The organism is Fibrobacter sp. UWH6, assembly GCF_900142465.1.
In the GTDB taxonomy this organism is placed as follows: domain Bacteria; phylum Fibrobacterota; class Fibrobacteria; order Fibrobacterales; family Fibrobacteraceae; genus Fibrobacter.
Genome location: NZ_FRAX01000005.1, coordinates 85,461 through 102,767, shown reverse-complemented (window position 1 = coordinate 102,767; position 17,307 = coordinate 85,461). Strand labels below are relative to the sequence as shown.

The window sequence follows — 17,307 nt, the reverse complement described above, 5'->3', positions numbered from 1 at the left end:
CCCCTAGATTTTCTAGGAGCCTTTTCATCATGTTCTCTTTTCAGGTTAGAATGTAAAACCTGCGAACACATTATTACTGATGAAGGGCAACACACCAATGAGGATTACGGTCGCTGTCAGGGCGATGATCACCCAGCGCTGACGCTTGGTCATACGGAGGGGGCTCAGGTTATCGTCGGCTTCATCTGCCCAGGCACTCTTGATGACCTGCAGGTAGTAGAACAAAGCAAGAACGTTGTTCAAAACGGCGAACACTACAATGCCATAATGGCCGGTAGATGCACCGCTAAAGAACAGGTGGAACTTGCCGAAGAAACCTGCAAGGGGAGGAATGCCTGCCAGGCTAAACATGGCTACTGCCAGGGCTACCGCCAGGGGGGTATTCTGCTTGGAGAGACCGCGGAGGCTGTCGAAGTTTTCTTCGCGGTAGTGTCCGATGATGGCGAAAACGAAGAATGCCAGGTAGTTTGCGACGGTGTAGACAAACAGGTAGTAGATGATGGCTGTCTTTGCCAATTCTCCGTTACCCAGCAAGGCGACCATGATGTAACCGGCCTGGGCGATGGAACTGTATGCCATGAAGCGACGGAGGCGAGTCTGCTTTAGGGCTCCCAGGTTTCCTACAAACAGGGTGATTCCTGCAAGCAGGGCGATGAGGGGGGCAATCTGTTCGCGGATCGGAGCCAGGGGGCCATACACCAGCACCACCAGGAATGCGATTGCTGTTGCCTTGGAGGTTACGGAAAGCACCGCGGTAACGGGGGTGGGGGCGCCTTCGTAAACATCGGGGGCCCAGGTGTAGAAGGGGAACAGGGTCAGCTTGAAGCCGATGCCGCAGAATAGGAACAGCACGGCGATCCAAAGCAATGCGTTGGGTGTGCTTGCTGCGCTCTGGATGGCGTCAAAGCGGATGTTTCCTGCAAAACCGTACAAGTAGCTGAATCCGAAGAGTTCAAAGGCTGTTGCCACGGAACCCATCAGGATGTACTTGGTTGCGGCTTCGGATCCGAACTGGTCGCGTTTATTCCATGCGGTCAAGGCATACATGGGGATGGTTGCGATTTCGAGACCCAGGAAGAATGTGAGCAAGTCGCTGGCGGAAATAACCGTGATTCCACCGAAAGTGGCAAAGACGATGGTTCCAATGAACTCAGCCAGCTGGCGCATGGCCGGTTTGCCGTCTCCACCATGATCGAAGTAATCCTTGGAAAGCCATACCCCGAGAATGGCGCTGAGTACCAGTACTTCACGCATGAGGGTGCCGAAATCATCCACACGCCAGTTGCTGATGAAGAACTTTGCGCTTGCCAGGGGGATGGTGTTCAGCAGGATGAAAATCAGAACCAGGCCGATGTTGGCAACGCGCCAGGGAATCTTGGAATTTTCATTGACGAACAGTCTGCTACCGATGACGAGGAAGGGGAGCAGCAAAAGCAACAAGTCGGGAATAACGTAATTCGGAATGTAAGTCATGTTAACCTCCAATTCCTGCGGTGGATGCGCTAGAAGCTGCTGCAGAGATCTTTGCAAAGATGGGGGCGATGCTCTGGTCCAGCATGTTTGAAATCCAACCCGGGAAAATACCGATCAGCAGGAGGCATGCCACCAGAACGATGATAACCAGCTTTTCGCGGAAGCATCCGTCGGTAAGGGTTTCGTACTTGGCGGGCATATTGCCGTGAAGCATACGGTTTGCGGTCTGTAGAATGTACACTGCAGTGGTTGTAATGGAGAGGATTGCAAGGATGGTCACGATGCGGGTGAGGGTAGATTCCTGGGCAAAAGCTCCAATAAAGATGGTGCTTTCGGCGACAAATCCGCTAAAGCCCGGAAGGCCGAGACCTGCAAAACCGGCGATTACGAAACCCACGCCCAGGAAGGGCATCTTACGCATGATGCCGCCCATCTGGGTGATGTCGCGGGTGTGAGTGCGTTCGTAAATCATACCGATAGTGGCGAAGAACAGACCTGTCAGGAAACCATGGGAAATCATCTGGAGGGCTGCACCGCGGAGACCCACGGGAGTGATGGCGGCAAGGCCCAGGAAGATAAGACCCAGATGGCTAATGGAACTGTAGGCGGTAATGTACTTCAGATCCTTGTGGCGGAGGGCGATGAAAGGCCCAAGAACCACGTTGAAAATCAGGAAGGCAACAACCCACGGGAGCCAAATCTTGGCGGCTTCGGGCATCAGGAACATGGCGATGCGAAGGCAACCGTAGGCACCCATCTTCATCATGACGCCTGCAGCAAGCATAGAAACCGCGGTAGGTGCGCTGGCGTGGCCGTCGGGACTCCAGAAGTGGAAGGGGAACAAAGAGGAACTGACGGCGAAACCCATGAACATGAGGGGGAAGGCCCACATCTGGAAATCCATAGGAATCGTAATCTTGGAAAGTTCCATGATGCTCCAGCTATTGATTCCGCTTTCGAAGTAGAGACCGAACAGCGTTGCCAGAATCATGGAGGAACCGAATGCAAGGGTAAGGGTCAGTTTCTTACCACCGTAATCCTTGCGACCGGAACCATAACCTGCGATCATCAGATACATGCACAGGGCTTCCATTTCGTAGAACACGAAGAACAGAACCAGGTCCATGCTCATGAACACGCCGTAGACGCTGGTGGCCAGCATCTGGATCAAGGCGAAGAACACCTTCTGGTTGCCCTTGATTTCCCAGCTGACAAATACACCGGCCCATACGATGACAGCGGTGAGCAACAGCAGGAACATATTCAGACCGTCGGCGCCAACCATATAGTGGGCGTTGAAGGCTGTTATCCAGGGAATGTCCGTGAAAAACTGAAGCAGGAGCGGAGCCGTTGCTTCATTGGCGGGGGTGCCGCTCAGCATATAGAGACGATAGGTCAGATAACCCACCAGCAACAACACCAGCGTGGCGGAGGTGCCGTGGATGCCCTTGATCAGTTTTGCCTTTGCCGAAGGAATCGGAGCACAGACAAGAACTGTGAAAAGGGGAACAAGCCAAATCAGGTTAAAAAGTAAAGTATCCATGCTTAAACCTGCTTAGAAGGGGAGATTCCCGATGAAACGCCAAATGATAATGCCCACGATCAGTGTGCCCACGTAGAAAGTCAGGTTGCCGCTCTGGGCGGTACGAACCAGATTTCCCAACTTGTGTACGAACCAGACGGCGAATGCGACCAGACCTTCGATAACCACGTCCTGAATTCCACGAGCGATTTTTGCGATGCCACCAATGACGAACTGGCGGACGACGCAGTAATACATTTCGTCGAAGTAGAACTTGTGATAGATGGTCTTGTAGATTCCGCAGCGGTTGGTGTCATCCAGGGCCCGTTCAATTTTAGCCTTGGGACTTGCATAAAGGAACCAGGCAATCAACAGGGCGAGAACAGCAACGCCAATGGCGACAACAGGAATCCAATGAGCCTCGGGGAGTAAGACCAGTTGAGGAACACGGAGCTTGCCCGGCACAAAGAAATGTTCGAACAGACCCTTTGCTGCAAAACCGCTAGCCAGAGCAGGGATTGCAAGGATTGCGATAGGCAAGGTCATGGCGAAGTCTTCGTGAACGTGGCCTTCTGCAACGGAGTGGCAACGGGGCTTACCGTGGAATGCCAGGAAGAACAGGCGGAACATGTAGAAGGTGGTGAGACCGCTGGTGAGCAAGGCCAAACCGAACACTACATAATGATGACCCTGGAATGCCGCCAGAATGATTTCGTCCTTGGAGAAGAAACCGGAGAAGGGCGGAATACCGGAAATGGCCAAAATGGAAATCAGGGCGCAGATGTAGGTGATGGGCATCTTCTTGCGGAGACCTCCCATGGCATCCAGATCATTGGTATGAACTTGATGAATCAAGCTACCAGCAATCAGGAACAAACTGCACTTGAAGAAGGCGTGAGTAAAGATATGGAAGGTGGAGGCTGTCCAACCGGTTACGATGACGGCATCGCCAATCTTACAGGCTCCGAGAGAGAACATCATATAGCCCAGCTGACTCAGGGTAGAGTAGGCGAGGATACGCTTGATATCCTTCTGGGTGCAGGCGATTACAGCGGCAAATACCATAGTGAATGCGCCAACCCACATAATCAAGGTAAGTGCATCGCCGCAGGCGGCGAAGAAGGGGAACAGACGTGCTACCAGATAGACACCTGCCACCACCATGGTTGCACTATGGATGATGGAGGATACCGGGGTCGGACCTTCCATGGCATTGGGCAGCCAGATGTGCATGGGGAACATGGCAGACTTGCCCCAGCCACCAGTAAAGATCATGATGGAACCAAGAATCAGGGCGTCTGCCTGGGAAATGCTCATGATGCCCAGGTTTATGACCTGCTTCTTGAATGCAATGAGGGAAATGCTGTTGATGTTGGCGAAGTCAAAGGTCTGCAGAACATAGCTGACCAACACGATGCCGAACAGGAAGAAACTGTCAGCGAAGCGGGTGAGGATGAAGGCCTGCTTGGAGGCGCTTACTGCAGAAGGCTTGTGATACCAGAAACCGATCAGAAGGTAGCTTGATACACCCACCAGTTCCCAGAAGATGAACATCTGGAATAGGTTGGTGGCGGCAACCAGGCCCAGCATGCTAAAGCTGAACAGCGAAAGCAGCGCGAAGAAACGTCCTTCGGCGCGGTCGCCACGCATATAGCCTACGCTGTAGATATTGACCATGAAGGCGATAAAGGTAACCACCACCAGCATCATGATGCTGAGAGGGTCTACCAGAAGGCCTATGTTGGCCACGAAGGTTTCTGCAAACTTCAGGAACGGAAGCTCGAAAAGAATTGCCTTCTGGGGAGCGTATCCGGAACTGAAGTAGCTTATGGCCAGGGACAGAGCCGAAGCGAATGCGATGCCGTTGCAGATAATTGCAAAGATTGCTGCACCCTTGGCTGATTTACGTCCCAGGAAGAGACCGTTTACCACAAAAGTGAGAAGCGGCATCAAGAAGATAAGATAGCTGATGGAAACGTCGTTAATCATGGAGGTCCCTCAACTGTTCAACGTCAAGACTCTTGTAGCGGCGATACATACTGACTACAATGGCAAGGGCGATTGCCATTTCGCAGGCCGTTACGGCAATGACGAAAATGCTAAACAGGGCGCCCGCCGTAGCGTCACTAGCTGTGAAATAGGCGAACGAGATAAAGTTGATGTTTGCTGCGTTGAGCATGAGTTCAATGGAAATCAGCATACCCACCAGGTGACGACGGTGCATAAGGCCCCAGACGCCAATGCCAAACAGCAAAAATGCGAGGATTAGGCAGTTCATCAAAGTCATTTTTGAACCTCCTTGTTTCCCTTCATGTCTTCCTTGCCCTTGCGAGCTATGGTGATGGAACAGATCAAGGTCATCAAGAGTAAAATGCTTACAACTTCAAAAGGTATGACGAATCCGTCTGCGCCGTAACTCAAAAGCCGTAAGGCAAAGGCGTTCAGCGAAGCGAATCCTTCGGGTGCGCTAGGCGTAGAAACTGTCAGTTCCTTAACAGGCAAGATCATCTTGACCATTACGGCAACAAAGGCGATAGCCAGTGCGAATGCCGCAAAGGTGCGAGGCATCTTAGCCTTGAAGGAATCTTCTCCCAAGTGGCTTGTAAGCAAGATGGTGAATACGACGAAAATCACCACGCCGCCCACGTAAACCATGATCTGGGCCAAGGCGATGAATTCCGCATGGAGCAACATGTAAAGGATTGCTGTACCCACAAAGGAGAAAATGAGGAATACGGCACTTTGCAGTATGTTTCGTACGGCAACAGTCAACAGTGCGGTAAACAGCATGATGGCTGCAACCACATAGAATGCAATGTCCATGCCGCCGAGGGGGAAGGCCTGAGACAGTGCAGGAAGTATCTGGGAAATGTTAGGCATTAACCTTGTCCCTCCTTCTTGTTCAAGATCATTTCCAGCGTGCTGGGGTCTGTGGTAGCCACTTCAAATTCCTGGCACATGCGGATTGCGCCAAAGGGGCAGGCTTCTACGCAGAGACCGCACTGGGTGCAGCTGGCAAAATGATAGACGTAACGGCCCAGCACTTTCTTGCCGGCGATGTTCTTCGTGGGAAGAACGTTGATGCTTGCGTTGGGGCAGGCACGTTCGCACATGCCGCAAGCGGTGCAGTGGTTGTTTCCTTCGGCGTCTTCAACCATCTGGAGACGGCCGCGGTAACGTTCGTGCATCTTCAAAGTCTTGCGGTTTTCGGGGTACTGTTCCGTAACAATACGCTTGGGGTTGAAGAAGTACTTGAGGGTAACGGACAAACCGCACATCAGACTCCAGGGACCCGTAATGCAGCGCTTCAAGTAGCGCTTGAAATACTGTTTTGCAGTTATTCTTTCAGCCATTATAAAATCCTCTTAGAACAACGCGATGTAGATTGCGCCTGCTACCAGTACCAACAAGTTTACCGGCAGCAGGAACTTCCATTCGAAACTCATCAACTGGTCTACACGGGGGCGCACAAAAGTCCAGCGGACCATCATGTAGCACCAGATCATAAAGTAGACCTTTGCAAAGAACCAGATAACACCGGGAACCATGTTCAGGTAGGTGTCTACGGCAGCGACTCCGATGCAGGGTGCGTGGAAACCACCCAGGAAGCAGGTGGTGGCCAGTGCGGAGTTGGTGACGAGGGCAATGTATTCTGCCAGGTAGAACATGGCGAAGGGGGTGCCTGTGTATTCCGTGTGGTAACCGCCGGTCAATTCCTGTTCCGCTTCGGCAATGTCAAACGGTGCGCGGTTCATTTCTGCAGTACTGGAAATGAAGAACAGGATAAAGGCGATAAAGCCAAGCACAGGAACCTTGAAAATCATCCAGTCAAGAACGGTACCGCTCTGGCTCTGGGTGATATCCATCAGGTTGGTCGATCCGGAAAACATCACCACGAAAAGCAGAATCATGGCGAAGGAAATTTCATAGCTGATCATCTGGGCGCCGCTACGGAGGGCTCCGAGCAGGGAGTACTTGTTGTTACTGGACCAGCCGCCCAGCAAGATGCCGAGAACGCCAAATCCGTTGACTGCGATAATCAGGGGAATGCCCATATCTACATCGGCAACCACCAGGGTGGGGCCAAAGGGAATAAGGGCTGCTACCATGAAAGGGGCTATCAGCACGATCAGCGGGGCCATGTAGTACATGACTTTGTCAACGCCACCGGGGTTGTACACTTCCTTAAAGAGCATCTTCAGAACGTCGGCGATGGTCTGGATGGTGCCGTGCCAGCCAAGGCGCATGGGGCCAAGACGGCATTGCACATGGGCGCAAACCTTACGTTCCATATAGATGAGGATGGGGGCGGAACCGATGTTTACGGCGCAAACTGCAATGACGCAGATGACAGCGTTTACCAGGAAGGCTACGATCGTGTTCAGTGTGTCGGACTGGATGGCTGCCGGCAGGTATTCTGCAAGCTTCGGCACCCATTCGCGAACAACATCGCCAATTGGATTTGTGATAGAGGGTACGAACATAAAAGTCAAACTCCTTATCTGTCAATTTCCGGAATCACCGGGTCCAGAGTTGCCATGATGGTTACCAAGTCGGAAACCGTGTGACCTTGCACCATCTTGTTCAATGCTGCAATATGGGGGAAGCTGGGGCCGCGGGTATGAATACGATAGGGCTTGTCGCTGGCGGTTTCTGCAACCACATAGGTGGCGTAGAGACCCTTCGCGGTTTCAACTTCGCTGTAGAAACGACCGACGGGAAGCTTCACCGGCTTTTCCTTGGAACGCCAGGGACCTTCTGTGGGGAACTTGTCGATGCACTGACGGAGGATTCGCATAGATTCGTGGATTTCAGCAATGCGAACGTTGTAGCGGTCATAGCAGTCGCCATTGGTTGTGGTGGGTACGTCAAATTCCAGCTGATTGTAGATGCTGTAGGGATTTGCCTTACGCACGTCGAAGTCAACGCCGCTGGCGCGAAGTACGGGGCCTGAACATCCGTAGGCAATTGCGTCTTCCCTTGAAAGTACGCCAATACCGATGGAACGTTCCTGCACAATGATGTTCTTGGAGAGGAAACGTTCGTAGTCACGCATGGCACCGACCAGATGATCCAGGAATGCCTTGACGCGAGGAATGAAATTTTCGGGGACGTCGAAACGGCTTCCGCCGGGGCGGAAGTAGTTTGTGGTCAGGCGGGAACCGGTGACTTCTTCAAGAATGTCATGAATCATTTCACGTTCCTTAAAGCCGAACAGCAAGCAGGTCTGTCCGCCAAGGTCGCCGCCAAAGCAGCCGAAGAACACCAGATGACTTGCGATACGTCCAAGTTCGCAGAGCATGACGCGGATGTATTCCTGTCTTTCGGGAACGCCGATGTTCATGCCTTTTTCCAAAGCAAGAACTACGCCAAGATTGTTCTGGATGGCGGTCAGGTAGTCCTGACGGTCAGACATACCGATGTACTGCAGGTAAGTCATGGACTCAGCCTGCTTTTCCATACCGCGGTGGATGTAACCGAAGTGGGGAACGACTTCAATGATGGTTTCGCCATCCATTCGAAGGGCCAGACGCAAGGCACCGTGAGTACTGGGGTGCTGGGGGCCCATGTTCACGAAGAATTCTTCGGTGTTAGATTCTCGGGTGATCTTGAATCCCGGGGGGAGCTGTGTTACACTCATACGGGCCTCTTAATCATATCGGGGTGAGTAAAGTCCTTACGGAGGGGGTAGCCCACAAAATCCTTGTCCAGGAAGATGCGGCGAAGATCTTGATGACCTGTAAATTCTATGCCGAACATGTCGAAGACTTCACGTTCCTTGACTTCGGCGGCGGGGTACAGGTGGCTGACGGTAGGAACCTTGGCGAGCAATGCGGTGGCTCGCTTTTCTGCGGCGACATTTTCGTCCTTCTTAAGCTGTGTGCAGAAGAACAACTTGTGTCCGTGTTCCATGCTGCGGAGCATGGTAATCAAGTCAAAATGATCGCTGTAGTCGGCGGCGGTTACGTCAATTAGGTAATCCATCTTGAACGAGGCGTCTTTCTTTACGAATTCAACCGCTGCAAGGTAGTCGTTGGAATCGACTAGAACTTCCAGGGGAGTGTCTGCGGTCATATTCTGGACCGTCGTTTCCACGGAATCTTCTCCAGCGGTGCGGACGGTAATTGACGGGAATTTTTCCTGCAGTTTCTTCAACATTTCTGCCTGGGAAAGACCGCGGGTTGCAACAGGTTCACGTACAATTTCGGGGAAGGTTTCCTTTACGACGCGAACAGGCTTGAAGGCGCTCTTGTAGTCTGGATTCTCTTCCTTGAACTTGACGCGGGCTTCGGCCATTTCTTCGTCCTTGATTTTTTCAAGTTCGGCCCAGGCCTTGGCGGCTTCGCGGTAACGGTCAAAATTGGCTGTATCCTTGGTTTCACCCTCGTGCCAGGGGTCGCGGCAGGTTTCCTTGAGGATTTTTTCGCGAAGGGTCAGCAGACCATGGAAAAGTGCTTCGGGACGGGGCGGGCAACCGGGAACGAATACGTCTACGGGAATAAGGTTTTCGGCTCCGCGAACGACGGAATAGTTGTCGTACTTGAAGGGGCCACCGCTAATAGTGCAGGCTCCCATGGCAAGCACATACTTGGGGCCCGGCATCTGTTCCCACAGCATCTGCAGGGCGGGGGCCATGCGACGGGTAATGGTTCCCGCAATAATGAACAAGTCTGCCTGACGGGGAGATGCTCGGAACACTTCGGAACCGAAACGTGCAATATCATAGCGGGCCATGGAACTGCTCATCATTTCGATGGCGCAGCAGCTGGTGCCGTAAGTCAGGGGCCAAATGGAATTGGCACGGGCCCAGTTGACCACATAGTCAACCGCATTCACGACGTACTTGCCGCCGGGAATGGGGTCCAGAATCTTAGGAGCAAAGTTGATTATTCCCATTTGAGAAGTCCTTTTTTCCAGGCGTAGGCAAGGCCAGAAACAAGAATGGCGAGGAAGATTACCAAGTCAATTACAACAACGATGGGGGAGAGGGCTGTATGCCCTGCCATGATTTCCTTGAAGTTCGCCATGACAGGAAGCAGGAACAGCGCTTCGATGTCAAAAACAAGGAAAAGGAGGGCAAACAGATAGTAGCCCACCTTGAACTGAATTCGAGCATTGCCGATGGTTTCCATACCGCATTCGTAGGGAGCCATCTTGTTTTTTGTTTTCTTGGTGCGGTAACCTAGCAATAGGCCTGTCACGGTAGCGGCCGCGGCGATAAACGCTCCCAAAAAAAGGAAAATGGATAGAATTACATATTCTGACATTTCTCGCGCCTCTTAATAGAAGTTCTGCAGTTCCTGTACGGTTCCGAAGAGTGTGTTGCCGATCTGGAATCGGTCTAGGACGTGCTTGAGCAGATCCTTGAATTCATCAATGGTGGCTGCATTCATTTCGTTCAACTTTTCTTGAATAGCGTTGACGTAACCATAACCCACCGGCTTGGTTTTCAAATCCTGCATTTCGCCTGCCCATTGTTGAAGCATCTGGTCTGTCTCGATTCTTGCAATCACGTAACGTGTCGTCGACAAGAGCTCTCGCAAAAAGTGTACCAAGAAGATTTCTTCTTGCAAAATACCCCAACGCTTGTCCTTGCTATAGAGGGAGGCGTTTTCGGCTTTGCCGTAAAAAACTGCTGCCTGGGCATATTCAAGGCACGTCACAAGACGATGCTCGAAATGCTTGGTCTCGTGACCAAGATGCTGAAACCAGATGGCATCGGCAACCGGGTTTGGTTCTTTGCGTTCGGCCACTTCGTTTGGGAACATGGCTCTGAAGGCGTAATATACTTCTTCGTAGTAACGATTGCGCATTCGGCAGTTGAATGCACGATTCTTCAATGTATAGTCGCTGTGGTGGAGGGTTGTAATCATGATTTAACCACCTGGCGTACGCCTGGAATTTTCTTGATGTTTGAAATAAGGTTGTCGACCTGTTCCTTGCGGTATGCCTTGAATACGAGACGAACCCTGCCGGAATAATTGACACCGGCAGAGGAAATCCGATCCATAAACAGATTCTCGTCTTTCAGGGCTTTCAGCACATCGTAGGTAAAGTTCTTGCGGTTGTCGTTTTCGATGGACAAGTGAACTTCGAAGGCATGGGTTGACTGCTCGCTCCACTGCACGGCGATCTGCTGACCATCGGTCAGTTTCTTTAGTTCGGGGCAATCTTCGTTGTGGACTTCGATACCGATCTGGGGGCGTAGGACACCGACAATCTTGTCACCGGGAACAGGGGCGCAACACTTGGCGAAGTGGATCATCAAACTGGTTTCGCGCCCGATCTGCAGCGGCATTTCGTCGCGGTATTCGGCCTTCTTGTCCTTGTTGAACGAGGGGAAGAACTTCAGAGCCTTTGCAGAATCGTTGCCGTTCTGGGCGCGGTCGCCGTTGAGGAATCTCTGGATGTCTACCAGGGGCAGTTCGCCTTGGCCGATTCGTTCGTAGAAGTCGTCGACGCTTGTGGTCCCGAAATATTTGTTGATGGCTTCTTCTGCAGGACGTTTGTCCTTTTCAATTTTTGCAAGACGCAGTTCTCGAATCCAGATTTCCTTGCCCAAGTCCTTGGACTGTTGGATCATGCTGTTTCGCATCCAGCGACGCAGTTCCTGCTTGGCCTTTACGGTCTTGACCATTTCGAGCCATTCGGGGCTGGGTTCCTGGTGGGGGCTCTTCAAAATCTGGATGGTGGCTCCATGGGTGACCACGGTGTCAAGATTTACCACTTCATCGTTGATTTTTGCGCCAATGCAGTGGAGACCCAGTTCCGTGTGTACGGCAAAGGCGAAGTCAAGGACAATGGCACCCTGGGGCAGTTCTATGGATGTACCCTTGGGGGTGAATACGGTCATGCCGCTAGGTTTCAAGTCAACCTTCAGGAAGTCCAGGTATTCCTTGGAGTCGGAAATCTCGGACTGGAGCTTCACCATGTGGTTCAACCAGGCCAGCTCTTCACCTTCGTGCTGGGTTTCCAGTTTGTAGGCCCAGTGTGCGGCAAAACCCTTTTCTGCCGTAAGGTCCATATCCTTGGTTCGAATCTGGACTTCGACCATCTTGTTGTCGGGGCCGATAACCGTGGTATGGATACTCTGGTAAAGGTTGGGCTTGGGGGTGGCGATGTAATCCTTGAAGCGGCTCTGCAGCGGAGTCCACAGGTTATGGACGTAGCCTAGGGCCAGGTAGCATTCGGGGATGGACTCCACGATGATGCGGATTGCGAAAATGTCGAAAATATCTTCGAACTGGCAGCCGCGACTGAGCATCTTGTTGTAGATACTGTAGATGTTCTTGGTGCGTCCCTGGATGGTACAGTCGAAATCTTCCAGGGCCATCTTGATCTGGAGCGGGCCAATCACGGACTGGATGTACTGTTCGCGGGATTCCTTGTTCTCGATAAGAGCGTCTACCAGTTTTTGGTATTCGTCGGGGTTCACGTACTTGAAACTCAGGTCTTCAAGTTCGTTTTTAAGCTTGTAGAGACCGAATCTGTGGGTCAGCGGAATGTAGATGTCCAGGGTTTCCTGGGCAATCAGCTGGCGCTTTTCGGGCTTCATGTACCGCATGGTTCGCATGTTGTGGATACGGTCCGCGATCTTGATCATGATGACGCGGGGATCCTTGGCCATGGCGATAATCAGCTTTCGGTAAGTCTCTGCCTTCTGGGCTGTCTTGTTGGCTTCCTGGGCTGCTGTAATCTTTGTGACGGCGTCCACCATGAATGCGGTGTCTTCGCCGAACATTTCGGCAAGTTCTTCCAGGGAATGATCCGTATCTTCGACGACGTCGTGCAACAGGCCTGCCAAAACGGTGGGCTGGTCCTGCTTAAGGTCTGCAAGAATCTTGGCTACTTCGTAGGGGTGCTCGGTGTAGGGCATGCCGCTCTTGCGGTACTGTCCTTCGTGAGCTTGGGCGATAAAGGCAACAGCCTTAGACAGAATCCCACGATCTAGGTCGGGATTCTTTCTAATCAGCACATCAATAATGTGCTCTTGGTTAGATGAAAGATTCAGTTGATCCATTACCCTCAATTATATCTAAAAAAGGGGGTGTCGTGTTGTACAGATTGTGAAATAAGCGAAAAATAAGGGCTTTGGGGTTTTCATGCTAAAAATCCAAAAAGGAACTTTTCAAGAGACGTAAAACGTTTGACCCTAAAAAACAAATTTTGTAAAGCACGGTAGGGGCGTTTTTCCCGGGAAAAAATGTTGTAGTGTCTAACAACGTTAATCGTGGATAAAATGTGATTCTTGTCACGTTTGAGATTATATTGTATGGGCCTCGATCTCAAATGGTTGAGAAGAGGGATTGGATGGGTTTATGAAAACAAGAAAAATGCTGGCTGTTTCTGCCATAGCTGTTTTGGGGCTGTTCTCTGCGAATGGCTGTTCTGATGATAAAAGCAATGGTCTTGGACCAGAGGGTGACGTCAATGGGGTTGTTTCCAGTGAAAGCCTATTGGGGCCGGAAAGCTCCGAGTCGGTGTTGCAGGATCCCGTAGGTGGAGAGGCCCTGAGTTCTGAGCAAGAGGAAGTTCCTAATCTGGAGGGGGAAAGTAGCTCCTCCGTCAATCCGGAAAGTTCCGTTTCAGAATTGCCTTTAAGTTCTGCAGATTCCGCGGAAAGCGAGGTGCTGTCTTCCTGTTCAGAAGTCGCAGAGATTTCTAGTTCCAGCGCGATAGTGGAGGCCGCCCCTGCTTTCAAGGAAGACTACCGAGATGAGTGCTCGATTAGTGAAATTCCTACTAGCGTCAACAATGCAAAACTTCCGGACCCGTTCACCACTTTGGCTGGAACACGAATTTCTTCCAAGGACGAATGGAAGTGCCGTCGTGAAGAAATTGGCGCCATGTACGAAAAGATCATGTACGGCGATAAGCCTCGTAATCCCGAAAAAGTGGAAGGCAAACTTGCAGGAAGCACCTTTACCGTGACCGTGACCGACAAGGGTAAGTCGGCTTCCTTCGCTGTAACCATCAATGGCGCAGGCACCAAGGATAACCCGAAGCCCGCCATGATCGGCTTTGGCGGTGGCTTTATGGGTAACACTTGCGGTAGCCTGGGTGGCTCCCTCTCTGGTCTTGACATTGCTCAGATTATCTTCAACCCCGATAATGTTGCTCCTGAAAGCCAGCGTGGTAGCGGTAAGTTCTACGACATTTATGGATCCAACGCTAGCACTGGCACCATCATGGCTTGGGCATGGGGTGTGAGCCGCCTGATTGACGCTCTGGAAAAAACTCCGGAAGCTGGCATCGATGTAAAGCATCTTGGTATTACCGGTTGTTCTCGCTGGGGCAAGGGCTCTCTTGCTGTTGGCGCCTTTGATACCCGTATTGCCTTGACCATTCCCCAGGAATCCGGTTCCGGTGGCGCTTCCCTCTGGCGTGTGGGGGCTCAAGTCAATAAGCAGAAGGGCAAACAGTTTGTACAGGGCCTGAATAGTGCGGGCTCAGAAGGCAACTGGATGAAGACAACCTTCAAGAACTACGACGGAAAGGAAAACACCTTGCCCTTCGACCAGCATATGCTGGTGGCCATGGTGGCTCCTCGTCCCTTGCTGATTATCGACAACGCAGGCCAGGAATGGCTTGGTGAAGTTCCCTCCAACTACTGCGGCCAGGCTTCCAAGGAAGTCTTTGACGCATTGGGCGTAAGCGAAAACTACACCTACAGCCAGGAAGGCGGTCACGCCCACTGCTCTTTGCCCAACGGACAGTTTGACGAAGTGAAGGACTTTATCAACAAGTTCCTGCTGGGTAAGGATGGAATCAAGACTGGTAAGATTGACTACACCAAGAATTCTGAGCAGATTAAGTGGAATAAGTCCGATTGGATTGACTGGACTACTCCGACGCTCCGATAATTGATTGCGCTAATATGAAAAAGGCTGTTCCTGAAAATGGGACAGCCCTTTTTGATATCTGTTTTTTTTGAGGTTACGCCCCTGCGTCTTCCAAACGCTTGACGTGGCAGTATGCCAATTCCTTGGTCTTCTCGTCACGAAGGTGGAGGCTGGAACCTTCGCAGTAACGCCAGTACTTGCACTTCTTGCAGTCTCCAAGGCGGGCCCAGTTGCGGTCTCGCATAATCTGGTAGCGGTTCTGCCATACGTCCCAGATGTCATCCTTGTATATGTTTCCCTGGATGTAGTCGCCACGGAGGCTGGGGCATGCGGAAATATCTCCGTTGGCAAGGACTGAACCTACGTTTACGCCGGCTCGGCAGAAGAAAGGATAGTTGCGAGATTCCTTTTCGTAGCTGCCCAGGAATCCTTCGCAGCCATAGTTTACGTTGATGACTCCCATCCGCTTTGTTTCGCGGATGAAGTCAAAGACCTGCTTGAATTCCTGGTTGGTTAGCTGGAACAGCGGATTGTCCTTGGCTCGCCCCTTGGGGAATACGGTTGCGATACGCCAGCGCTTGACGCCCATCTTGACTAGCATATCCCGGATTTCTGGAAGTTCCGGAAGATTCTGCTTGTTGACGCAGGTCATTGTGTCAAAGGTAAGACCTGGTGTATGGGCTGCCATATTGATGGCGCGGATGGCGTTGTCGAAACTGTTGGGACTTCCACGGAAGTGGTTGTGGCTGTCGTGGAGACCGTCGAGGCTGATAGTCAGGGAACGAAGACCTGCGTTTAGCAAGTCCACGAACTTCTGGGGAGTCATGGCGAGAGCGTTGCTGACCATGCCCCAGGGGTAGCCGCGTTTCTTGATTTCCTGACCGCATTCTACCAGGTCCTGGCGCATCAGCGGTTCGCCGCCGGTAATAACTACCATAAAATGCTTGGGGTCGATGTGGGGGGCCAGGTGGTCCAATACTGCCATGAAATCTTCACGAGGCATGTCGGGAATGGCATCCTTTAGACAGTCACTTCCGCAGTGCAGGCAATGCAGGTTGCAGCGCAGGGTGCATTCCCAGAAGAAATAAGTCAACGGGTGAGTCTTGATTTCGTTATGGCGGTAAAGTCGGTAAAATTCCAGCGCCAGGCGCTTTTTCAAGCCAAGCTTCATCGGGACTATTCCTTTTCTTCGGTGCTGGGAACATCGTTGCATGTTCCATTGAAATAGCAAGGAGGTCCGTAAACTGCAGGCTGGTCGATGAAGGCGGTATCCTTGACGAATGGCGATTCGTCGATGCCCATGGAACTGCTGGAATTTTCCTCGCTGGAATTGTTCGGACCTGTTGCGTTGCCAGGATTGCATTCTCTTGCTGCGTCTTCATTAACACCAAAGAGATTGGAAAATTGTTCCAGAGTGTAGGAACTTCCATCACTGCAATCGCAACCTTCCGTTTTCACAATTTCAACACCGTAATCCGGGCAGATTTCGTCGTGACAAGGAGGAATCGAATAGCTTTCGACCACGGATGGCTTACAGGTCGGCTGTAGCGGCTCCTGCACTACACCATACAGCGGCTCTATCTGGGGAATGGAATTAGACGAACTGCTTGAGGGACGAATCGTATTTTCGCTGTTACTGGATGTCGGTTCCACATTGCTGCTAGAATTAGGGGTTGTCTCGCTGGAACTAGACATTGCTGCGTCGGAACTAGACGGCCCGTCGTAAACAGGCTGTGTGGATGATTCCGAATCGCTGCAACTTGCCCAGAAACTAGCAAACGAGGCAATGATGAACTTTTGCCAATGCTTCTTTAATAAACTCATTTTATGTCTCCTAATCGAATGAGGTTACTTCTTGATTTTTACTGCGGTTCCATAAACGATGATTTCTGCGGCGCCTGCCATGACGGCTGAAGTCATAAAGCGAATTCCAACGATGGCGTCAGCGCCAACATTGCGGGCGTCCCGTTCCATTCGTTCTGTAGCCTGCTGCCTAGCTTCGTTCAGCATTTCTGTATAGCCTGCCAGTTCGCCACCGATAATGGATTTAAGACCTGCAAAAACATCGCGGACTACATTCTTGCTGAAGACGACGCTACCTTTGACCATGCAGATAGTTTCGATTTCCTTGCCCGAGATAAAGTCTGTGGTGAAAAGTCTCATGGGAACCTCCGTGACGTCGAAAAAAGGATAGATCTTTCCCTAAATATACAATAAAACCCGCCTTGTAGTTAAAGGCGGGTTTTGCTCTTTAAGAGCCCAGATCGGGAGTCGGACCCGAGACCTCTTCCTTACCAAGGAAGTGCTCTACCACTGAGCTACCTGGGCTTTTGCTTAGGTGAGCCCAAAGATAGTACAATATTTGGAACTTTGCAAGGGGTTTTTTGCGGTTGTTGCAAAATTGAGGGAAGAAAGTTAAAAAGGGGAAGTTTTTCCTATATGTCTCATGGTGAGACATATGACGTTTTT

General features: G+C 51.5%; 16 protein-coding genes, 1 tRNA gene and 1 pseudogene. 1 reads left to right on the top strand and 17 read right to left on the bottom strand.

Annotated features, from left to right (window positions below; all coding sequences use genetic code 11):
- Positions 1 to 45: 45 nt before the first annotated feature.
- The 13 genes and pseudogenes from BUB73_RS06310 to BUB73_RS06255 form a co-directional block, all read right to left on the bottom strand.
- On the bottom strand, positions 46 to 1,473 hold the full coding sequence (locus tag BUB73_RS06310) for an NADH-quinone oxidoreductase subunit N (protein ID WP_073158233.1): 1,428 nt from the start codon (positions 1,471 to 1,473) through the stop codon (positions 46 to 48).
- Position 1,474: 1 nt separating this feature from the next.
- Positions 1,475 to 3,016, bottom strand: coding sequence for a complex I subunit 4 family protein (locus tag BUB73_RS06305; RefSeq protein ID WP_073234966.1), 1,542 nt, complete (start codon positions 3,014 to 3,016; stop codon positions 1,475 to 1,477).
- Between the two features lie 12 nt (positions 3,017 to 3,028).
- The gene (gene nuoL, locus BUB73_RS06300; RefSeq protein WP_073234968.1) at positions 3,029 to 4,984 is read right to left on the bottom strand and encodes an NADH-quinone oxidoreductase subunit L; all 1,956 of its coding nucleotides are present in this window, start codon (positions 4,982 to 4,984) and stop codon (positions 3,029 to 3,031) included.
- Positions 4,977 to 5,282 (bottom strand): NADH-quinone oxidoreductase subunit NuoK, encoded by a 306-nt coding sequence (nuoK, locus tag BUB73_RS06295; RefSeq protein ID WP_073158242.1) that lies wholly within the window; start codon positions 5,280 to 5,282, stop codon positions 4,977 to 4,979. The genes nuoL and nuoK overlap by 8 nt, the downstream gene beginning before the upstream one ends.
- Positions 5,279 to 5,875 carry an NADH-quinone oxidoreductase subunit J family protein gene (locus BUB73_RS06290; protein ID WP_083538125.1) on the bottom strand — a complete coding sequence of 199 codons (597 nt, stop codon included), beginning with the start codon at positions 5,873 to 5,875 and terminating at the stop codon, positions 5,279 to 5,281. Before BUB73_RS06290 ends, nuoK begins: the two co-directional genes overlap by 4 nt.
- Positions 5,875 to 6,348: a 4Fe-4S binding protein gene (locus BUB73_RS06285; protein ID WP_073158244.1), complete on the bottom strand. Its 474-nt coding sequence runs from the start codon at positions 6,346 to 6,348 to the stop codon at positions 5,875 to 5,877. Before BUB73_RS06285 ends, BUB73_RS06290 begins: the two co-directional genes overlap by 1 nt.
- Positions 6,349 to 6,360: 12 nt before the next feature.
- Entirely contained in the window at positions 6,361 to 7,479 is a 1,119-nt protein-coding gene (locus BUB73_RS06280; RefSeq protein ID WP_073234971.1) for a complex I subunit 1/NuoH family protein, read from the bottom strand.
- Between the two features lie 14 nt (positions 7,480 to 7,493).
- Positions 7,494 to 8,636, bottom strand: a complete 1,143-nt coding sequence (locus BUB73_RS06275) for an NADH-quinone oxidoreductase subunit D (RefSeq protein ID WP_073158250.1) — start codon at positions 8,634 to 8,636, stop codon at positions 7,494 to 7,496.
- Complete coding sequence (locus tag BUB73_RS17965) at positions 8,633 to 9,415, bottom strand: NADH-quinone oxidoreductase subunit C (protein WP_371522364.1); 783 nt, start codon at positions 9,413 to 9,415, stop codon at positions 8,633 to 8,635. The genes BUB73_RS06275 and BUB73_RS17965 overlap by 4 nt, the downstream gene beginning before the upstream one ends.
- A pseudogene (locus tag BUB73_RS17960) lies at positions 9,410 to 9,892 on the bottom strand (NADH-quinone oxidoreductase subunit B); the annotation flags it as partial. The pseudogene BUB73_RS17960 and the gene BUB73_RS17965, both read right to left, overlap by 6 nt.
- Positions 9,883 to 10,263, bottom strand: coding sequence for an NADH-quinone oxidoreductase subunit A (locus BUB73_RS06265; protein ID WP_073158255.1), 381 nt, complete (start codon positions 10,261 to 10,263; stop codon positions 9,883 to 9,885). The gene BUB73_RS06265 and the pseudogene BUB73_RS17960, both read right to left, overlap by 10 nt.
- 12 nt (positions 10,264 to 10,275) lie before the next feature.
- Positions 10,276 to 10,869, bottom strand: a complete 594-nt coding sequence (locus BUB73_RS06260) for a hypothetical protein (protein ID WP_073158258.1) — start codon at positions 10,867 to 10,869, stop codon at positions 10,276 to 10,278.
- Positions 10,866 to 13,016, bottom strand: a complete 2,151-nt coding sequence (locus BUB73_RS06255; protein ID WP_073158261.1) for a RelA/SpoT family protein — start codon at positions 13,014 to 13,016, stop codon at positions 10,866 to 10,868. Before BUB73_RS06255 ends, BUB73_RS06260 begins: the two co-directional genes overlap by 4 nt.
- A 298-nt stretch (positions 13,017 to 13,314) precedes the next feature.
- On the opposite strand from BUB73_RS06255, the gene BUB73_RS06250 reads away from it, so the two are divergent.
- On the top strand, positions 13,315 to 14,859 hold the full coding sequence (locus BUB73_RS06250) for a glucuronyl esterase domain-containing protein (RefSeq protein WP_073284477.1): 1,545 nt from the start codon (positions 13,315 to 13,317) through the stop codon (positions 14,857 to 14,859).
- A gap of 73 nt (positions 14,860 to 14,932) precedes the next feature.
- Here BUB73_RS06250 and BUB73_RS06245 read toward each other — a convergent pair whose 3' ends face one another.
- The 4 genes from BUB73_RS06245 to BUB73_RS06230 all read right to left on the bottom strand — a co-directional run bounded on the left by BUB73_RS06245 (position 14,933) and on the right by BUB73_RS06230 (position 17,166).
- The gene (locus BUB73_RS06245) at positions 14,933 to 16,009 is read right to left on the bottom strand and encodes a TIGR04133 family radical SAM/SPASM protein (RefSeq protein ID WP_073284474.1); all 1,077 of its coding nucleotides are present in this window, start codon (positions 16,007 to 16,009) and stop codon (positions 14,933 to 14,935) included.
- 5 nt (positions 16,010 to 16,014) lie between these two features.
- Positions 16,015 to 16,662, bottom strand: coding sequence for a hypothetical protein (locus BUB73_RS16875; protein WP_139259130.1), 648 nt, complete (start codon positions 16,660 to 16,662; stop codon positions 16,015 to 16,017).
- Between the two features lie 24 nt (positions 16,663 to 16,686).
- Positions 16,687 to 17,001, bottom strand: a complete 315-nt coding sequence (locus BUB73_RS06235; RefSeq protein WP_073158272.1) for a YbjQ family protein — start codon at positions 16,999 to 17,001, stop codon at positions 16,687 to 16,689.
- A gap of 93 nt (positions 17,002 to 17,094) precedes the next feature.
- Positions 17,095 to 17,166, bottom strand: a tRNA-Thr gene (locus BUB73_RS06230).
- Positions 17,167 to 17,307 lie beyond the last annotated feature (141 nt).